Here is a 16,603-nt window from a genome sequence, read left to right as displayed (position 1 = left end):
TCCGCCACTCCGGTGGCCCTGCCGATGCGCGTCCGCTTCCGTGGGGTCGACGTCCGGGAGGCGGTGATCTTCCGCGGACCGCATGGGTGGGGCGAGTTCGGGCCCTTCCCGGAGTATGCCGACGCCGAGGCCTCCCGCTGGCTCGCCGCCGGTCTGGAGGCTGCCTGGGGGAGCTGGCCGAAGCCGGTGCGAGACGCCGTCGAGGTCAACGCGACCGTCCCTGCCGTGACACCCGGGGAGGTGCCCGGAGTCCTCGCCGGGTTCGACGGGTGCCGCACCGTCAAGGTCAAGGTCGCCGAGCGTGGGCAGACGGTGGACGACGATGTCGCCCGCGTCGCCGAGGTCCGGGCGCTGCTCGGCCCGCGGGTGCACCTGCGGGTGGATGCCAACGCCGCCTGGTCGGTCGAGCAGGCGAGGGAGGCGCTGACCCGGCTGTCGGCATACGACCTGCAGTATGCCGAGCAGCCCTGTGCCGAGGTCGCCGAGCTGGCCGAGCTGCGGCTGGTCCTGGCGCGCGACGGGGTGGACGTGCCGATCGCGGCGGATGAGTCCGTGCGCCGCGCCGAGGACCCTGTGCGGGTGGCGCGCGAGGGTGCCGCCGACCTGGTCGTGGTGAAGGTCGCCCCGCTCGGTGGGGTGGCGGCCGCGCTGGCGATCGTGGCCGAGTGCGGCCTGCCGGCCGTGGTCTCGAGCGCCCTCGACACCTCGGTCGGGATCGCCGCCGGTGTCGCACTGGCCGCGGCCCTCCCGCAGCTCGACCACGCGTGCGGCCTGGGCACCGTCGGGCTGCTGGCCGCCGACGTGGCGCAACGTCCTCTGGTGCCGGTCGGCGGGGAGATCTGGGTCGCCGACGCGCAGGCCGTGGTCGCCGCCGACGAGATGCCGGGGATGGCTGGCCACGAGCTGACCGGTGAGCGCCGCGACTGGTGGCTACGGCGCCTCGCCCGCTGTCACGCCCTGCTCTGACCCGTCGCCCCACCGGGCACGTGGGCTGGCGAGATCCGACCCACCCAGCGCGTGGCCTCGCGAGAATTCACGGGAACGTAACCCCCGTCATACGCCCGAAACATTGCTGCCGCGACCGCGAAACACCACCGGCGCAGACTCCCGGCATGACGCGGCTCCTGGCGCGTCCCGGCAGCTGGAGGCAGATGATGGAACTGACAGCGACAGACGTCTGGGTGATGGTGTCGGCGGCACTCGTGCTGCTGATGACGCCCGGGCTGGCGTTCTTCTATGGCGGCATGGCACGGGCCAAGGCCGCCCTCAACATGATGGTGATGAGCTTCGTTTCGATCGGGCTCGTCGGGGTGGTGTGGGTGCTGTGGGGTTATGGCATGACCTCGGCCCCGGGCATCCTCGGCGGACTGGTCGGTGACCCCACCGCCGACTTCGGGCTCTCCGAGCACGTCGGCACCGCTGACCTGATCGGCATCGGTTTCGGCGCAACCTTCGCGATCATCACGGTCGCCCTGATCTCCGGTGCGGTGGCCGACCGCACCCGGTTCAGCGCCTGGACCGTCTTCGTTCCCATCTGGGTGACGCTGGTCTACTGCCCGCTGGCCTACATGGTCTGGGGCGGGGGCCTGCTCTCCGCGGAGGGTGCGATCGGCCGCACGTTCGGCGAGGCGATCGACTTCGCCGGTGGCACCGTGGTCCACATCAACGCGGGCGTGGCCGCCCTCGTGCTCGTCTACGTGCTCGGGCGACGCACCGGCTGGGGTCGCGGCTTCCACCGCCCGCACAACGTCCCGCTGGTGATGATCGGCGCAGCGTTGCTGTGGTTCGGCTGGTTTGGCTTCAACGGTGGCGCCGCGGGCTCGGCCGAGGAGGCCGGCCTGATCTGGGTCAACACCCTGGCGGCCCCCGCGGCAGCGATGCTCGGCTGGATGCTCGTGGAGCGGATTCGGGACGGTCGCCCGACCTCGCTGGGCGCCGCGTCCGGTGTGGTCGCCGGACTGGTCGCGATCACCCCGGCCTGCGCCTCCGTCAGCCCCGTGGGCTCGCTCGCCCTCGGCCTGGTGGCCGGCTGCGGGGCAGCGCTCGCCATCGGACTGAAGTATCGCTTCGGCTATGACGACGCGCTCGACGTCGTCGGCGTGCACCTGGTTGCCGGCCTGATCGGCACCGTGGGCATCGGCTTCCTGGCGCTGCCCGTTGAGGGCGCCGGCGGTGGCCTCCTGTATGGCGGCGGGCTCGACCAGCTCGTGGCCCAGATCGTGGCCGCGGTCTTCACGGTGGCCTTCACGGCCGTCCTGACCTTCGTGATCGCCCTGGCGATCGCCAGGACGGTCGGCTTCCGGGTCTCGGCCGAGGACGAGGAGCGCGGGGTCGACCTGTCCGAGCACGCCGAGCTGGCCTATGAGTTCGGTCCGCTGGACGGCCTGACCGCCGACGGCGACCGCGGAGTGTCCGCGGACGAGGTCACCGGGGACGGCACGGCGCGGGAGGGCGCCGGCGTCTGACGCACCCAGAACGTGGCACCCGCACGGGTGGCCGATCCCAGGGTCTGGACAGTGACGGGTTGTCCGGGCAGGCCCACCACGGCAGCGAGCCCCCGCACAGTGATGTGCGGGGGCTCGCTGTGTCGATGGCGGATGGCTCACCGTGAGGTGGCGGCCTCCAACAGTGTCAGCAGTGAGGCGCGCAGCTGGGCGCGGTCCTCGGTGCTGAGCTCCTCGAGGAGTGTCTCGGTCTGGGCCTTGCGGGCGGCCCGGATCTCGGAGGCGACCTGCCGGCCCTGGTCGGTCAGCCCGACCAGGATGGCGCGGCGGTCCTCCGGGTCAGGGGTGCGGGCCACCAGGCCCAGCTCCTCCAACCCGTCGACGACCTCGGTCGCCGACCGCGGCGCGATCTGCAGCCACTCGGCAAGCGCCCCGAGGCGCAGGCCGGTGTAGACCGCGGGGAGGTCCCGAGTCGGCTCCGCAGTCTCGTTGGTCGCGGTCGGGCTGTCGGAGGTCTCACCCTGAGGGGACTCGCTGTTCGACCCACGGTGGTGCCGGCGTCCGGCGGCGCGGGAGATGACCGCCAGCGCACGAGCCTGGTGTGGTGACAGGCCCCAGGGGGCGGTCTCCACCGCGGAGCCGCGCCGCAGGTGGCGCGCCAGGTGCTGGATCAGCTCAAGCTCCGAGGCCTCGGGGTCGACCGGACGTGGGGCGGGGCGTCCGCCCCTGCGGCCATGGCCGCCCGGGCCGCGGTGACGACGGTGTCCGCGGCGCCCACGAGGGCCGTCGTGGAAGGGGTCGGTGGTGTTCGTGATGTCTGAGTGTGTGGGGCGATGCATCAGTGCATCCCTTCTGCGGGTCCGCGTCGAACGCTCTGTCTTGCTGCGTGGGGACCGTCGCAGGAGCAACCCTAACAGAGTTGTAAGGTAAGCACAAAATGTGGTAACCTCACTATCGACACAGACACCCGGCCGGCACCGATGATCGGCCACCACATGAAAGGAGGGGTGCTGCATGGATGCCACTCTTGACTCCGCACCCCGCGAAAACGGCCGCCGCCGTCACGGCCAACTCGACGGCGTACGCCGTGACCCCAAGGACAAGGCCCAGCTGGCCGCTCACCCGGTGAGTGCCGCGAGGGTCCTCGCACTCTTCCGCCCGCACCGGTTCACGCTGCTGACCGTGCTGGCGATGATCGTCACCAGCTCCACCCTCGGACTGGCCACCCCGTTCCTGGCCAAGGCCCTCGTGGACGACGCGATCCCGCACCAGGACGTGCGGCTCCTGCTGATCCTCGTGCTCGCCATGGTGGGCGTCGCCGCGGTCAACGCCGTGCTGGGTGTCGTGCAGACCTGGATGTCGACCACCGTCGGTCAGAAGATCATGCACAGCCTGCGCACCGACGTTTTCACCAACCTGCAGCGCCAGTCGCTGTCCTTCTTCACCCGCACCCGCGGGGGAGAGGTGCAGTCACGGCTGACCCACGACATCTCCGGACTGCAGGGCGTGGTCACCTCCACCGCCACCAGCCTGGCCGGCAACATTGCCACGGTCATCGGCACGCTGATCGCCATGGTCGCCCTCAGCTGGCAGCTCGCGCTGCTCTCCCTCATCGTGATCCCCCCGGCCGTCATCATCAGCCGCTCGGTCGCCCGACTCCGCCGCGAGGCCACAGACAAGCGCCAGAGGGCACTCGCCGGCCTGCACAGCCAGGTCGAGGAGTCCCTGTCGGTCAGTGGCGCCCGCCTGAGCAAGACGCTCGGTGCCGGCCCCGCGCTGGCACAGCGGTTCTTCGCCAGCTCGGACGACCTTCTCGAGCTGGAGGTCGCCGCCCAGATCGCCGGCCGGTGGCGCACCGCCACGATGGGCATCGTCTTTGCGATCATCCCCGCGCTCATCTATCTGATCGCCGGACTGCCGGTGACCTCCGAGGGCATCACGATCGGCACCCTGGTCGCCTTCATCGCGCTGCAGTCGGGCATCTTCCGCCCGGTCATGGGACTGCTGAGCATCGGTGTCCAGGTCACCGCCTCGATGGCCCTGTTCAGCCGCATCTTCGAATACCTCGACCTGACCGCCGAGGTCCCCGAGCCCGAGCAGCCGGCAGCCTTCAACCCGGCGTCTGCCGAGGGGCGAGTCTGCCTCGACAAGGTGACCTTCCGTCATACAGATGGAGACCGGGACGCCCTGCACGAGGTGGACCTGACCGTCCCCGCCGGGTCCCACGTGGCCATCGTCGGCCCCACCGGCTCGGGCAAGAGCACCCTCGCAGCGCTGGTCAGCCGCCTCTATGACCCCACCTTCGGGCGAGTCACCCTCGACGGGATCGACCTGCGCGACCTGACCTCCGAGCAGCGCGCCGCCGTGATCGGGGTGGTGTCGCAGGAGACCTACCTGCTGCACGACACGGTGCGGGAGAACCTGCGCTTCGCTCGCCCGGGGGCCACCGACGTGCAGATCGAGGACGCGGCCCGTGCGGCGCAGATCCACGACGTGATCGTTGGGCTGCCGCAGGGCTACGACACGATGGTCGGCGCTCGCGGACACCGGTTCTCCGGCGGCGAGCAGCAGCGCCTGGCCCTGGCCCGGACCCTGCTGCGCAACCCGCGCGTGCTCATCCTGGACGAGGCGACCAGCGCCCTCGACACCCGCACCGAACTCGCCGTGCAGCGAGCCCTCGACGAGTTGGGGGCCGGACGCACGGTCATCACGATCGCCCACCGCCTCTCCACGGTGCGTCACGCCGATCAGATCGTGGTCCTGGAGCGCGGCGAGATCCACGAGCGGGGATCCCACGACGAGCTCATGGCCGCCGGTGGTGCCTATGCCGCCCTGGTGCGGGCCAGCGAGCGGGCGGACGAGGAACTGCTTGAGGAGATGCTCGCCGCCTGATCGCCCCTGATCGGCGTCGCCCGACCTGATCGCCCTGGTCGGCCCCACCGACCTGATCGCCCCTGGTCGGCGCAGCCCGCCCCCGCAGCGAGAAGAACCCATGCAGTTGCACGGGTTCTTCTCGCTCTTGCGCGACAGATTGAGAATTTCCCGTGCACATGCTGCCCTTCTTCACCGATCAGAAATCGAGAAGCATCCCCTGAGCCGTGGCCCTAGCGTTGGTCGCACACCAACCAAGGAGGTCACCATGACCAAGACCGACGACAGCACCAAGCTGTCCGCCCAGGAGAAGGCTGCACTGCGAGAGCGCACGCGCGAGCTCAAGGCGGCCAAGAAGGGCCAAGAGGCTGAGCAGGCGGTGCTGGACGCGATCGCTGCCCTGTCCGACGCCGAGCGGCCGATGGCCGAGCGCGTGCACGCCCTGATCAAGGAGGCAGCGCCGGGGCTGGCGGCCAGGACCTGGTATGGCATGCCGGCCTACGCGAACGCCGAGGGGAAGGTCATCTGCTTCTTCAAGGCGGCCTCCAAATTTGACGTTCGGTATGCCGAGTTGGGGTTCAACGAGCCGGCCAACCTCGACGACGGCAACATGTGGCCAACCGCCTTCGCACTGACCAAGCTCACGACGGCCGAGGAGAAGCGGATCACCGCGTTGGTCAAACAGGCCGCGAGCTGACACAGCCGCCCGGTGCGCTCGGTCAGGGCGTGGAAGGGCAACGCCGTGCGCTCGGTGCCACGGGAAGGGCAACCAGGCGCGCTCGGTCAGGGTGGAAGGGCAATCCCGTGCGCTCGGTGGGGGAGAAGAGGCCAGGAGACGATAACCTGGGACCACGATCCCGCAGTTTTGATGAAGAGGTGCATGGTGCCCACGGGCAAGGTCAGGTTCTATGACGAGGAGAAGGGCTTCGGCTTCCTCTCCAGCGACGAGGGTGAGGACGTCTATGTCCATGCCAGCGTCCTCCCCTCCGGCGTCAAGTCACTCTCCCGGGGCGCCAGGGTCGAGTTTGACATCGCCCAGGGCCGGCGCGGCGACCAGGCGCTGCACGTCCGGCTCCTCGAGCCCGCGCCCTCGGTCAGCAAGTCCATGGCCATCCGTGACCGCAAGCCGGCCGAGGAGATGGCGGTGGTGATCGAGGACCTGATCAAGGTGCTCGACGACTCCTCCAACAGCCTGCGCCGAGGTCACTACCCCGACAAGCGGCTGTCCGGCGCGCTCGCCAAGAGCCTGCGCGCGGTCGCGGACCAGTTCGAAGCCGGGGTCTGAGCATGGCAGCCCCCAAGCGGGACGCGGTCCTGGCCGCGGCTGAGGACCTCGCGCGCGAGGCCGCCGTGGCCATCGCGGAGCCGGGCACGGTGGGTGAGCACGTCGGCTTCGTCATGGACGAGGACCGGGTGGGCACCCACTACTTCGACTGCACCGCCCTGGCTTATCCCGGCTGGCGGTGGGCGATCACCTTCACCAGGCCCCCACGCGGTCGCACCCCGCTGCTGAGCGAGACGCACCTGGTCGCGGGGGAGGAGGCACTGCTGTCCCCGCCCTGGGTGCCGTATGCCGAGCGCCTCGCCCCCGGCGATGTCGGCCCCGGCGACATCACCCCCAAGATCGACGAGGACCCCCTGCTCGTGGCAGGTTTCGAGGCCACGGGCGAGGAGGACGTCGACCAGGTCGGGTTCTTCGAGCTTGGCCTGGGACGTCCGCGTGTGCTGTCGGCCGAGGGGCGGGATGCCGCAGCCCAGCGCTGGTATGACGGCGAGCACGGACCCACCGCTCAGACGGCACGCAAGGCCCCCTCACCCTGCTCGACGTGCGGTTACTTCGTGCCGATGGCCGGAGCGCTGCGGTCGGTCTTCGGAGTGTGCGCCAACGAGTGGTCGCCGAGTGATGGCGGCGTCGTCAGCCTCGACCACGGCTGCGGCGCGCACAGCGAGGTCGACATCGAGCGGCCGGACCCGGAGGTCATCGAGCCGCCGGTGCTGGACGACAACGTCCTGGAGATCGTCGAGTCCTGACAGAACTGGTCCGATGCTGAGCGGGTCGACAGCGCCCCCGGCCGACACCCCTCAGGCGTCGGCGGCGTTGCCGCGGCCGCGGGCGAGATAGAAGTGTCCGATCGCGCCGAGCGCGATCCCGGCGACCGGAACCCAGAACCACCAGTCGCGTTCCCCCTCGCGCAGGGACGGCACGAACGCCAGGACCACCAGGGCGAGAGCCCACAGCGCGATGCCCCACCGCACCAGACGGATTGTGCGCAGCGTCACCACCGGTGGGTCGATCGGTGGTAGTGGACTCTGCTCCGACAGATGGGGTGGCAGATAGGGCTTTGCCGAGCCCGGAGTCTCCGCCTCGTGCGACATGAGCCTAATGTATGCGCCATGTCTGCCACCGCCGAACAGGCGTCCCGAGAGAACCCGCTGCACCGCTACTTCCAGCTCCAGGAGCGAGGATCCACTGTCGGCCGTGAGGTGCGTGGTGGGATCGCGACCTTCTTCACGATGGCCTACATCGTGGTGCTCAACCCGCTCATCCTGACCAGCGTTCCGGACAGCACCGGCAACTACCTGGCCGGCGGTGAGGTCGCCATGGTCGCTGCGGCCACAGCCCTGATCGCCGGGCTGATGACGATCCTGATGGGTGTCGTCGCCAACTATCCGTTGGGCCTGGCGGCCGGCCTGGGGCTCAACGCCATCGTGGCGTTCGGCGTCGCCACTCTCCCCGGAATGACCTGGGCGGACGCGATGGGACTGATCGTCCTGGAGGGCCTGGTCATCCTGATCCTGGTGCTCACCGGGTTCCGTGAGGCGGTCTTCTATGCCGTCCCCGCCCAGCTCAAGATCGCCATCAGTGTCGGCATCGGCCTGTTCATCACCATCATCGGACTCTTCGACGCCGGCATCGTGCGCAAGCCCGGCGGTCCCACGCCGGTCGAACTCGGGGTGGGCGGATACCTGGCCGGGTGGCCCACCCTGGTCTTCGTCCTCGGCCTCGTCACGATCGTCGTGCTCTATGCCAAGAAGATCCAGGGCGCCATCCTCTACGGCATCATCGGCGCCACCGTGCTGGCGGTGATCCTGGAGTCCGTGCTCGACATCGGCGGTCAGACCAACGCCGAGGGCGAGCTGGTGAACCCGACCGGGTGGGGCCTCAACGTGCCTGCGCTGCCCAGCGAGATCGTCAACGTCCCCGACTTCGGACTGCTGGGTCAGTTCAGCCTGCTGGGCTCGTTCGAGCGCATCGGCATCGTCACCGTGGTCCTGCTCGTCTTCAGCCTGATGCTGGCCGACTTCTTCGACACGATGGGCACAATGGTGGCGGTCGGCGCCGAGGGTGACCTGCTCGACGAGGACGGCAACCCGCCCAGCACCCGCCGGATCCTGGTCGTCGACTCCATTGCGGCCGCGGCAGGTGGTGCCGCGAGCGTCAGCAGCAACACGTCATACATCGAGTCGGCAGCCGGGGTGGGGGAGGGGGCCCGCACCGGCCTGGCGTCCGTTGTCACCGGGTTCATGTTCCTGCTCGCGACCTTCCTGACCCCGCTGGTCACCATCGTTCCCTATGAGGCGGCCACGCCGGCCCTGGTCGTGGTCGGCTTCCTGATGATGCAGCAGGTCGCCGGCATCGACTGGAAGGACATGGAGATTGCCTTCCCGGCCTTCCTGACCATCGTGCTGATGCCGTTCACCTACTCCATCACCGCCGGCATCGGCGCAGGATTCCTGGCCTTCGTCCTGCTGAAGGTCGTGCGCGGCAAGTCCTCCGCGGTGCACCCGCTGATGTGGATCATCGCGGGGATGTTCCTGATCTACTTCACCCTCGACCCGATCCGGGACCTGCTCGGCGTCTAAGGGCCGGCGGCCGGGCGCCCCCGACCGGGCGCCGGGCGTTCCGGGATGTGCCCAGGCCGGGCGCACAGTGCTCACCAGCAGGGCGGCTACCGGAAATAGTTAGCCAAAGTAATGAGTTAGGCTAAATGGTACTGCTACTGCGAATCTGAGGACCTCTGTGCCCGCCCAGCCTGCCCATCACTTGCCGGATGACATCGCCCGGCTCGCGCACGACCTGCGCATCGCGTGTATGCGCGTGTCGCGGCGTGTCCGCTTCGAGACCACCAGCACCATCGCGCCCCACCAGCTGAGCGTGATCGTGCGACTGGCCCAGTCGTCCTACACCTCTGGCGAGCTCGCCTCGATCGAGCGGGTGAGCGCCCCGAGCATGAGCCGCACCGTGAGCGCCCTCGTCGAGCTCGGGATGGTCGAGCGCGCCTCGGACAGTGACGACGGCAGGGTCGTCCGGCTGTCCCTGACCGACAAGGGCCGCGGTGAGTTGGATGCGCACCGGGCCCGCCGCGACGCCTGGATGACCCAGCGTCTGGACGGCCTCACCGACGAGGAGCGTGCACTGCTGGCCGGCGCCAGCGATCTGCTGAACCGGGTGTTCGACGAGTGAGCGCGATGTTCAGCTCGTTGTCGATCAAGAACTATCGGATCTATGCCACGGGCGGCATCGTCTCCAACACGGGCACCTGGATGGGCCGCGTCGCCCAGGACTGGCTCGTCCTCACCGAGCTGACCAACAACTCTGCCGAGGCCCTCGGCATCGTCACGGGCCTGCAGTTCTTGCCGATGCTCCTGCTCGCCCCGATCGCCGGTGCCGTCAGTGACCGCTTCCCCAAGCGCAAGACCATGATCATCACCCAGTCCCTCATGGCGCTCACCGCCGTGGCGATGGGACTGCTCGTCGTCACCGGCGTGGCCACCCTGTGGCACATCTATCTGCTGGCGTTCATCCAGGGCTGCGCCGCCGCCGTCGACGGCCCGGCGCGGCAGGCCTTCGTCTCCGAGATGGTGCCCCCGACTCAGATCAGCAATGCGGTGGGTCTGAACAGCGCGTCCTTCCACAGCGGCCGCCTGATGGGCCCGGCGCTGGCCGGGCTGCTCATCGCCTGGTTCGGCACCGGGCCGACCCTGCTGATCAACGCGGCCTCCTTCGTCGCGGTGATCGGCGCGCTGCTGCTGATGGACGTCGACACCCTCACCCCCGCACCGGTGGCCAGGGGCAAGGGTCGGATCCGTGAGGGCATCGCCTATGTGCGGCACCGGCCGGACATCATCCTGATCATGGCGCTGGTCTTCGTGCACGGCACCTTCGGCATGAACTTCCAGCTCACCAACGCGCTGATGTCCACCGAGGCCTTCGGCAAGGGCGTGGAGGAGTACGGCATCGTCGGCTCGGTCATGGCGATCGGCTCCCTCGGTGGCGCGCTGCTGGCGGCGCGTCGGGAGAAGCCGCGGCTGCGCTACCTGCTGATCGCCATGGGGTTGTTTGCCCTGTGCACGCTCTTTGTCGGGTTGGCCCCGAACTTCCTCTTCTACACCCTGATGCTCATCCCGACCGGGCTTGCCGCGTTGACCGTGATGGTCACCGCCAACTCGATGATCCAGCTCAGTGTGGCCCCGGAGGTGCGGGGCCGGGTGATGGCCCTCTACATGGCCGTCTTCATGGGCGGCACCCCTGTCGGATCGCCGGTCATCGGCTGGATCGGGGAGACCTTCGGGCCCCGGTGGACGGTGCTCATCGCCACCGTGACGTGCGGTCTGGCGGTGATCGTTGCGACCACCTATGTCATGCGCACCAAGGACATCCGGGTCCGGCTGCAGCGCGAGCGGGGCAACTGGCTCAGCGTGGAATATGGGCCGACGGAGCCCGTGCCTGAGAGGGTGTCCTGATGACCCCCCGCTCCCGCCGCGTCATCGTGCTGGTGGCCCTCGCGCTCTTCTTCGTGGTCGCCGGCGTGGCCGCCGTCGTCAGGTGAGCACGTTCTCGGCGGTTCTCGGGTGACTCCGGTGGGTGCCTTCACGACCCGGCCCACCCTGACGGGCACCTTCGGGATGGTCTCCAGCACGCACTGGATCGCCTCCCAGACCGCGATGGCGATGCTCGAGCAGGGTGGCAACGCCTTCGACGCCGCGGTCGCCGGGGGTTTCGTGCTGCACCTGGTCGAGCCCCACCTCAACGGCCCGGGCGGCGACCTGCCGGCGATCATCGCCACGGCCGCTGACCCCACGCCGCGGGTGCTGTGCGGACAGGGCGCGGCCCCGGCGGCTGCCACGGCGGAGCACTTCCGAGGGTTGGGGATGGACCGGGTGCCAGGGGCGGGTCCGCTGGCTGCCGCCGTCCCGGGAGCGGTCGACGCCTGGCTCCTCCTGCTGCGCGACCACGGGAGTATGTCGCCCGCCCAGGTCCTCGCTCCCGCCCAGCACTACGCGCGTCACGGCCACCCGCTGGTTGCCCGGGTGGGCACGACCGTGGCTGCGGTCCAGGAGATCTTCGAGAGTGACTGGACCACCTCGGCCGACGTCTGGCTGCCCGGCGGGCGGCCTCCGCGCGCGGGGGAGTTGTTCCGCAACCTCGCCTGGGCGGACACCCTGGACCGGCTCGTGGCTGCCGGAGAGGGCGCCGGCACGCGTGAGGCGCGGGTCGAGGCGGTGCGCACCGCCTGGTCCCAGGGTTTTGTCGCGGACGCGGTCGACCATTTCGCCCGGCGTGCGTTCCGCCACTCCGACGGCCGCGTCGCCCCAGGCGTCATCACCGGGCAGGACCTGGCCGCCTTCTCGGCCACCTGGGAGCCGGCCGTGGTGCGCGAGTGGCAGGGGCACTCGATCGCTAAGGCCGGGCCGTGGGGCCAGGGGCCTGCGCTCCTGCAGGTGCTCGGCATACTCGATGCCCTCGGAGACCCACCCGACCCAGACACGGCCGAGGGCGTGCACGCCCTCGCCGAGGCGTGGAAGCTCGCCATGGCCGACCGCGAGGCGTGGTTCGGGGACTCTGGCGACGAGCCGGTGCCCGTCGATGACCTGCTCGACCCTGCCTACCTGGGGGAGCGTGCAGCGCTCGTCGGGAGGGGTGCAGATCGCACGGTGCGACCCGGCTCACCGGGTGGCCGCGCTCCCCGGATGGCTGAGTTCGCGGGCCTGACCGAGGCGGTCGGGGTGGCTCCCGGCGTCGGGGAGCCGACGGTCACCCGCGAGCGGGAGCAGGCGCCACGTGAGGATCGGGGCGAACCCGACGTGGGCCCCGATGGGGTGACCCGCGGCGACACCTGCCACCTCGACGTCGTCGACCGCTGGGGCAATATCGTCTCGGCCACCCCGAGCGGTGGGTGGTTGCAGAGCTCGCCGGTCATCCCCGAGCTCGGCTTTCCGCTCGGCAGCCGCCTGCAGATGATGTGGCTGGAGCAGGGTCTGCCCTCCTCGCTGCGACCGGGCAGGCGTCCGCGCACCACCCTGACGCCGACCCTCGTTCTGTGCGACGGGCAGCCGGTGCTCGCCTGCGGCTCGCCCGGCGGCGACCAGCAGGACCAGTGGCAGTCGCTCTTCCTGCTGCGCCACCTGGCCCATGGGGCGAGCCTGCAGGAAGCGATTGACGCGCCCGCCTTCCACACCACGAGTTTCCCGGGGTCGTTCGAGCCCAGAATCACCGAGCCCGGCGTGCTCGTCATCGAGGACCGCTATCCGGAGACCGTGCGCTCGGCGCTCGCCGACTGGGGCCACGAGGTCCTGGAGCAGGGTCCGTGGACGCTCGGCCGGATGTGCGCCGTGGCCCGGGACCCCGAGAGTGGTCTGCTCAGCGCGGGTGCGAACCCGCGCGGCATGCAGGGCTACGCCGTCGGTCGCTGACCGACGGACACCTCGGCGCGCGCCCGGTGACCGTCTGGGGCGCCACGCCGTGCACGCGGTCGTCAGAAGATCGACCACGCCGTGCGCTCGATCGATCTGGCAGGCTGACCCCCGTGACCGGACCGGAGCTCTCCAGCAGCGGCCCGTCCTCGACCCGCCCGGCGCGCTATGCCGTGGGCATGTTCGGGACCTCGATCCCGATCACCATGATCAAGGGATCGCTGATCCTCTTCTATGTCGATCTGCTCGGGATGGACGTGCGGGTCTACGGGGTCGTCATGATCGCCTACGCCATCATCGATGCCCTCGACAACCCGGTGCTCGGTTTCCTCAGTGACCGCACCCGCACCCGGTGGGGCCGTCGCCGCCCGTGGCTGCTTGTCGGCGCACCGGTGCTGGCGGTCGGCATGATCGCCCTGTTCACCGTGCCCGAGTCCCTGGACGGCACGGGGTTGGTGGTGTGGTTCGCGACGTTCGCGATCCTGTGCGAGGCCGCTGACTCGATGATCAACGCTAACTACGGTGCCCTGCTGCCCGAACTGTTCCCGCGGGAGCGGCAGCGGGCCGTCGCCAACGCGCTGCGCCAGGGATTCCAGCTGCTCGCGCTGGTCGTGTCGCTCGCCCTGACCCCCTGGCTGACGACCTCGGTCTTCGGCACCGAGCACAGCACGGAGGGCTTCACGATCACCGCGATCCTCTATGGGGTGCTGGCCTGTGCCGTGATCCTTTATATGGCCCTCGGGATCCGGGAGGACCCCCGCGCCGCGCAGGCCTCCCGGTCCCCGTTCCTGGCGACGGTCAGGGCGATCCTGAGCAATCCGCGCTTCTGGCAGATCGGCGTGGTCAGCGCGTGCTACCTCAGCGCCATGGGACTCGTGCTCACGGGGGTGCAGCTCTATGTGCGCTACTCCCTGGGGCTCCCGGTGGCCTACGCCCTCTATCTGCAGGGTGTCGTCATCCTCGCCACCGTCGGCTTCCTGGCGGTCTGGGCGCGGGTCGTGCGCCGCAGAGGCGCGCCCTTCACGTGGCGGCTGGCCCTCGCGCTCCTGGCGCTGGGTTTCGTCCCGCTCTACTTCGCGCACAACCTGCTGACCGCGATCCTCGCCGGTCTCTGCGTCGGGGTTGGCTATGGCGGGATGCTGGCCAGCAACGACCTGATCATCGCGCGGGTGCTGGACGAGGACACGGCCGTGCACGGCGCTCACCGAGAGGGCATGTTCCTGGCGGCCTTCGGCTTCTTCGGCCGCCTGGCAGGAGTCATCTCCGGGGTGGCGCTGGCATCACTGGGTTACCTCTTTGGCTATTACTCCGGCGACGATCCCGGCGCTCAGGCCGGGGCCGCCTGGCGGGCCTACGTCTGCCTCTATCCGATGGCGCTCGCCGCGCTCGGGGCGGGCCTGAGCATGTTCATCACGGTGCCCGCCAACCGCCGAGATCTCAGTCCGGAGGCCGTTGCGCCGAGCTCCTGACCTCGCCACGAACGACCGGTCCTGGAGCGACCGGTCCGGGAGCGACAGGCGAGTTGACCGTGTGCGGTCCCGGCGCCGGCTCCTGACGTGACGGCGACCCCGTGCCGCCCGTCGTCGAGGCCGTGGTGCCGGTAGCGCCGGGCGGCTTGCTCTTCGACCCAGGCTTCTTGGGCCGGGGGACCTTGATCGTCACGGAGCCGTCCTGCGGACGCACGCGCTTGTCGAGGTCGGCGCGGTCCAGGAGTTCCTCGAACGGTGCTGGCGTCGGGGGGTGGACCGCGATCGGGTCGTCCCCGGAGAAGACCACCCAGTGGGCCGTGTTGCGGTGAAAGACCTGCAGCACGGAGCCGTCGATGACCGTGGCCGCGTGGGCCATCGCCTTTTTGCGCTGGTTGCCCTTGGCGACCTTGTCCTGCACGAACTTCTCCGCCGGCTCCCGCTGGTTCTTCAGCTGCTCCCAGACCACCGGCCCCCACCGCTGAGCGGCGGCGGCGGCGATCGGCCCGTACTTGATCAGACGGGTCGCGGCCTTGCCCTTTCCTGCCATCGTGCACCTCCGTGGAACTGGTCCTTGCTCACCCACCCTAAGCGCGCGGCATACTCAGATCGTGATGACAGGTGACCAGGGATGGCGCAGACGGGTGGAGTATGCCGGGGCGGGCCTGGGGGAGGAACAGCTCGCGGCGACGCCATTCCAACAGATCAGCAGGTGGGTGCAGGAGGCGCGGGCCCGGCAGCAGGAGCACGGTGACGTTCCGGAGCCGGATGCGCTGTCGGTGGCCACCGTCGACGAGACCGGACCGGATGTGCGGACTGTGCTGATGCGCTTCCTGGACCCGCGCGGCCCCGGGTTCGTGACGAACCTGACCTCGACGAAGGGGCGGCAGCTCGCGGCTCGCCCGCAGCTCGCGGCGAGCCTGACCTGGCCCAGCATGTTCCGCGCGATCCGGTTCCGCGGCGTGGCTGAGATCGTGGACCGGGGCGAGGTCGAGGACTACTTCCGGCAGCGGCCGTGGGGGGCGCGGATCAGTGCCTGGGCATCGCACCAGTCAGCGCCGGCCACCGGCAGGGCGGCGCTGGAGCAGGCCTATCAGGAGTATGCCGAGCGGTTCCCGGACCACGGGCATCCAGTGGACGTGCCGGTGCCGGAACACTGGGGCGGGGTGCGCCTGCGGCCCGACCGGGTGGAGTTCTGGGCCGGACGGGTCAACCGGCTGCACGACCGCCTGGTGCTCACCCGCGTGGGGGAGGGAAACCTGGACGATGCCGCGTCCTGGTCCCTGACCCGGTTGCAGCCCTAGCAGCCAGCGGACCCGAAATAGGGGGTGCGTCCGGTCAGCCGTCGTGGCCGGTGTCGTCCGCGTGATCTGCGGGGTCGTCCTCGCCGTGACCCATGTCCTCGTGGTCCATCGGCTCACCCTGCTCGGCGACACCGACCGTGAGGCCGGACTGCTCCTGTGACTGCTCCCCGCGGACCTCGAGCATGCCGAGCATCAGCTCGATCTCCGACTCCTGACCGTTGACCATTGCCGCGGCCAGGCGCCTGACCTCACCGTCGACACCGCCATCGAGAGCGGCCTCAGCCATCTCGACGCCCGCGATGTGGTGGGTGGTCATCAGCTGCAGATAGAGCACGTCGGCGGCCTCGCCCTCGGCAGTGCGCAGCGACTCCATCTGCTCCGGGTTGGCCATGCCGGCCATCGGGGCGCCCTCGACCAGGTGCATGGCGTGCTCCATCTCACCCATCCAGTCCATCCGGTCACCCGGGCGGGCCATCGGCAGACCCCACTGTCGGATCCAGCCCTCCATCTGACCCAGCTGGTTGCCCTGCGTCGAGGCGATGTCCGTGGCCAGTGCCCGCAGGCCCTCGTCCTCGGTGGTCTGCAGCACCTCCAGCGACATCTCGACGGCCTGGGCGTGGTGCTCGGTCATGTCCCGTGCGAAGCCCGCTTCGACACTGTCGTCGGCAGGGCTGGACTGTCCGAAGACCAGCCAGCCGAGCAGGGCGCCCAGGATCAGACCCACGATCGCGGTGCCAGCGACCAGCCCGATCCCGAGCCGGCCGGTCTCCGGCTGCGGGGGGCCCGGAGTCTGTGGGGTGTCCTCGTCAGCGACGAGTGTCAT

The 16,603-nt window shown here is 69.9% G+C and carries 16 protein-coding genes; 12 read left to right on the top strand and 4 right to left on the bottom strand.

Annotated features, from left to right (window positions below):
• Positions 1-24 precede the first annotated feature (24 nt).
• On the top strand, positions 25-966 hold the full coding sequence (locus FNH13_RS17160) for an o-succinylbenzoate synthase (protein ID WP_229576635.1): 942 nt from the start codon (positions 25-27) through the stop codon (positions 964-966).
• Between the two features lie 188 nt (positions 967-1,154).
• Complete coding sequence (locus tag FNH13_RS17155; RefSeq protein ID WP_143785208.1) at positions 1,155-2,465, top strand: ammonium transporter; 1,311 nt, start codon at positions 1,155-1,157, stop codon at positions 2,463-2,465.
• A 137-nt stretch (positions 2,466-2,602) separates the two neighbouring features.
• Here the strand turns inward: FNH13_RS17155 and FNH13_RS17150 are convergent, their stop codons facing one another.
• Positions 2,603-3,283, bottom strand: coding sequence for a MarR family winged helix-turn-helix transcriptional regulator (locus FNH13_RS17150; RefSeq protein WP_143784563.1), 681 nt, complete (start codon positions 3,281-3,283; stop codon positions 2,603-2,605).
• Between the two features lie 175 nt (positions 3,284-3,458).
• Between FNH13_RS17150 and FNH13_RS17145 the strand changes: the two genes are divergently transcribed.
• The 4 genes from FNH13_RS17145 to FNH13_RS17130 all read left to right on the top strand — a co-directional run bounded on the left by FNH13_RS17145 (position 3,459) and on the right by FNH13_RS17130 (position 7,346).
• Positions 3,459-5,336: an ABC transporter ATP-binding protein gene (locus FNH13_RS17145; protein WP_143784562.1), complete on the top strand. Its 1,878-nt coding sequence runs from the start codon at positions 3,459-3,461 to the stop codon at positions 5,334-5,336.
• A gap of 247 nt (positions 5,337-5,583) precedes the next feature.
• Entirely contained in the window at positions 5,584-6,012 is a 429-nt protein-coding gene (locus FNH13_RS17140) for an iron chaperone (RefSeq protein WP_143784561.1), read from the top strand.
• A 183-nt stretch (positions 6,013-6,195) separates the two neighbouring features.
• Positions 6,196-6,600, top strand: a complete 405-nt coding sequence (locus FNH13_RS17135; protein ID WP_407669913.1) for a cold-shock protein — start codon at positions 6,196-6,198, stop codon at positions 6,598-6,600.
• A 2-nt stretch (positions 6,601-6,602) separates the two neighbouring features.
• On the top strand, positions 6,603-7,346 hold the full coding sequence (locus FNH13_RS17130; protein WP_143784560.1) for a DUF3027 domain-containing protein: 744 nt from the start codon (positions 6,603-6,605) through the stop codon (positions 7,344-7,346).
• A gap of 51 nt (positions 7,347-7,397) precedes the next feature.
• Here FNH13_RS17130 and FNH13_RS17125 read toward each other — a convergent pair whose 3' ends face one another.
• Positions 7,398-7,691, bottom strand: a complete 294-nt coding sequence (locus FNH13_RS17125; protein WP_228266466.1) for a DUF2530 domain-containing protein — start codon at positions 7,689-7,691, stop codon at positions 7,398-7,400.
• An 18-nt stretch (positions 7,692-7,709) separates the two neighbouring features.
• On the opposite strand from FNH13_RS17125, the gene FNH13_RS17120 reads away from it, so the two are divergent.
• The 5 genes from FNH13_RS17120 (at position 7,710) to FNH13_RS17100 (ending at position 14,479) form a co-directional block, all read left to right on the top strand.
• Complete coding sequence (locus FNH13_RS17120; RefSeq protein ID WP_143784559.1) at positions 7,710-9,179, top strand: NCS2 family permease; 1,470 nt, start codon at positions 7,710-7,712, stop codon at positions 9,177-9,179.
• Positions 9,180-9,360: 181 nt separating this feature from the next.
• On the top strand, positions 9,361-9,780 hold the full coding sequence (locus tag FNH13_RS17115) for a MarR family winged helix-turn-helix transcriptional regulator (protein WP_228266465.1): 420 nt from the start codon (positions 9,361-9,363) through the stop codon (positions 9,778-9,780).
• Between the two features lie 5 nt (positions 9,781-9,785).
• Positions 9,786-11,060: an MFS transporter gene (locus tag FNH13_RS17110; RefSeq protein WP_228266737.1), complete on the top strand. Its 1,275-nt coding sequence runs from the start codon at positions 9,786-9,788 to the stop codon at positions 11,058-11,060.
• Positions 11,061-11,222: 162 nt separating this feature from the next.
• Entirely contained in the window at positions 11,223-13,010 is a 1,788-nt protein-coding gene (locus FNH13_RS17105; RefSeq protein ID WP_143785204.1) for a gamma-glutamyltransferase family protein, read from the top strand.
• Between the two features lie 113 nt (positions 13,011-13,123).
• Positions 13,124-14,479, top strand: coding sequence for an MFS transporter (locus tag FNH13_RS17100; protein ID WP_228266464.1), 1,356 nt, complete (start codon positions 13,124-13,126; stop codon positions 14,477-14,479).
• Here FNH13_RS17100 and FNH13_RS17095 read toward each other — a convergent pair.
• Positions 14,448-15,026, bottom strand: coding sequence for a hypothetical protein (locus tag FNH13_RS17095; protein ID WP_143784557.1), 579 nt, complete (start codon positions 15,024-15,026; stop codon positions 14,448-14,450). The two genes, FNH13_RS17100 and FNH13_RS17095, sit on opposite strands and share 32 nt — an antisense overlap.
• A 64-nt stretch (positions 15,027-15,090) precedes the next feature.
• On the opposite strand from FNH13_RS17095, the gene pdxH reads away from it, so the two are divergent.
• Positions 15,091-15,780 carry a pyridoxamine 5'-phosphate oxidase gene (pdxH, locus tag FNH13_RS17090; protein WP_143785202.1) on the top strand — a complete coding sequence of 230 codons (690 nt, stop codon included), beginning with the start codon at positions 15,091-15,093 and terminating at the stop codon, positions 15,778-15,780.
• A 34-nt stretch (positions 15,781-15,814) separates the two neighbouring features.
• Here the strand turns inward: pdxH and FNH13_RS17085 are convergent, their stop codons facing one another.
• Positions 15,815-16,603, bottom strand: coding sequence for a DUF305 domain-containing protein (locus FNH13_RS17085; protein WP_165700162.1), 789 nt, complete (start codon positions 16,601-16,603; stop codon positions 15,815-15,817).

The organism is Ornithinimicrobium ciconiae (assembly GCF_007197575.1).
Taxonomy (GTDB): domain Bacteria; phylum Actinomycetota; class Actinomycetes; order Actinomycetales; family Dermatophilaceae; genus Ornithinicoccus; species Ornithinicoccus ciconiae.
This window is presented reverse-complemented; position numbering and strand designations above follow the sequence as displayed.

Bases quoted from the DNA above. Each gene is read 5' to 3' on its own strand.
- FNH13_RS17135 (WP_407669913.1), top strand. From the start codon at position 6,196: ATGGTGCCCACGGGCAAGGTCAGGTTCTATGACGAGGAGAAGGGCTTC.
- FNH13_RS17110 (WP_228266737.1), top strand. From the start codon at position 9,786: ATGTTCAGCTCGTTGTCGATCAAGAACTATCGGATCTATGCCACGGGC.
- FNH13_RS17150 (WP_143784563.1), bottom strand. From the start codon at position 3,283: ATGCATCGCCCCACACACTCAGACATCACGAACACCACCGACCCCTTC.
- pdxH (WP_143785202.1), top strand. From the start codon at position 15,091: ATGACAGGTGACCAGGGATGGCGCAGACGGGTGGAGTATGCCGGGGCG.
- FNH13_RS17125 (WP_228266466.1), bottom strand. From the start codon at position 7,691: ATGTCGCACGAGGCGGAGACTCCGGGCTCGGCAAAGCCCTATCTGCCA.
- FNH13_RS17120 (WP_143784559.1), top strand. From the start codon at position 7,710: ATGTCTGCCACCGCCGAACAGGCGTCCCGAGAGAACCCGCTGCACCGC.
- FNH13_RS17085 (WP_165700162.1), bottom strand. From the start codon at position 16,603: ATGACACTCGTCGCTGACGAGGACACCCCACAGACTCCGGGCCCCCCG.
- FNH13_RS17155 (WP_143785208.1), top strand. From the start codon at position 1,155: ATGGAACTGACAGCGACAGACGTCTGGGTGATGGTGTCGGCGGCACTC.
- FNH13_RS17130 (WP_143784560.1), top strand. From the start codon at position 6,603: ATGGCAGCCCCCAAGCGGGACGCGGTCCTGGCCGCGGCTGAGGACCTC.
- FNH13_RS17160 (WP_229576635.1), top strand. From the start codon at position 25: ATGCGCGTCCGCTTCCGTGGGGTCGACGTCCGGGAGGCGGTGATCTTC.
- FNH13_RS17095 (WP_143784557.1), bottom strand. From the start codon at position 15,026: ATGGCAGGAAAGGGCAAGGCCGCGACCCGTCTGATCAAGTACGGGCCG.
- FNH13_RS17145 (WP_143784562.1), top strand. From the start codon at position 3,459: ATGGATGCCACTCTTGACTCCGCACCCCGCGAAAACGGCCGCCGCCGT.
- FNH13_RS17105 (WP_143785204.1), top strand. From the start codon at position 11,223: ATGGTCTCCAGCACGCACTGGATCGCCTCCCAGACCGCGATGGCGATG.
- FNH13_RS17140 (WP_143784561.1), top strand. From the start codon at position 5,584: ATGACCAAGACCGACGACAGCACCAAGCTGTCCGCCCAGGAGAAGGCT.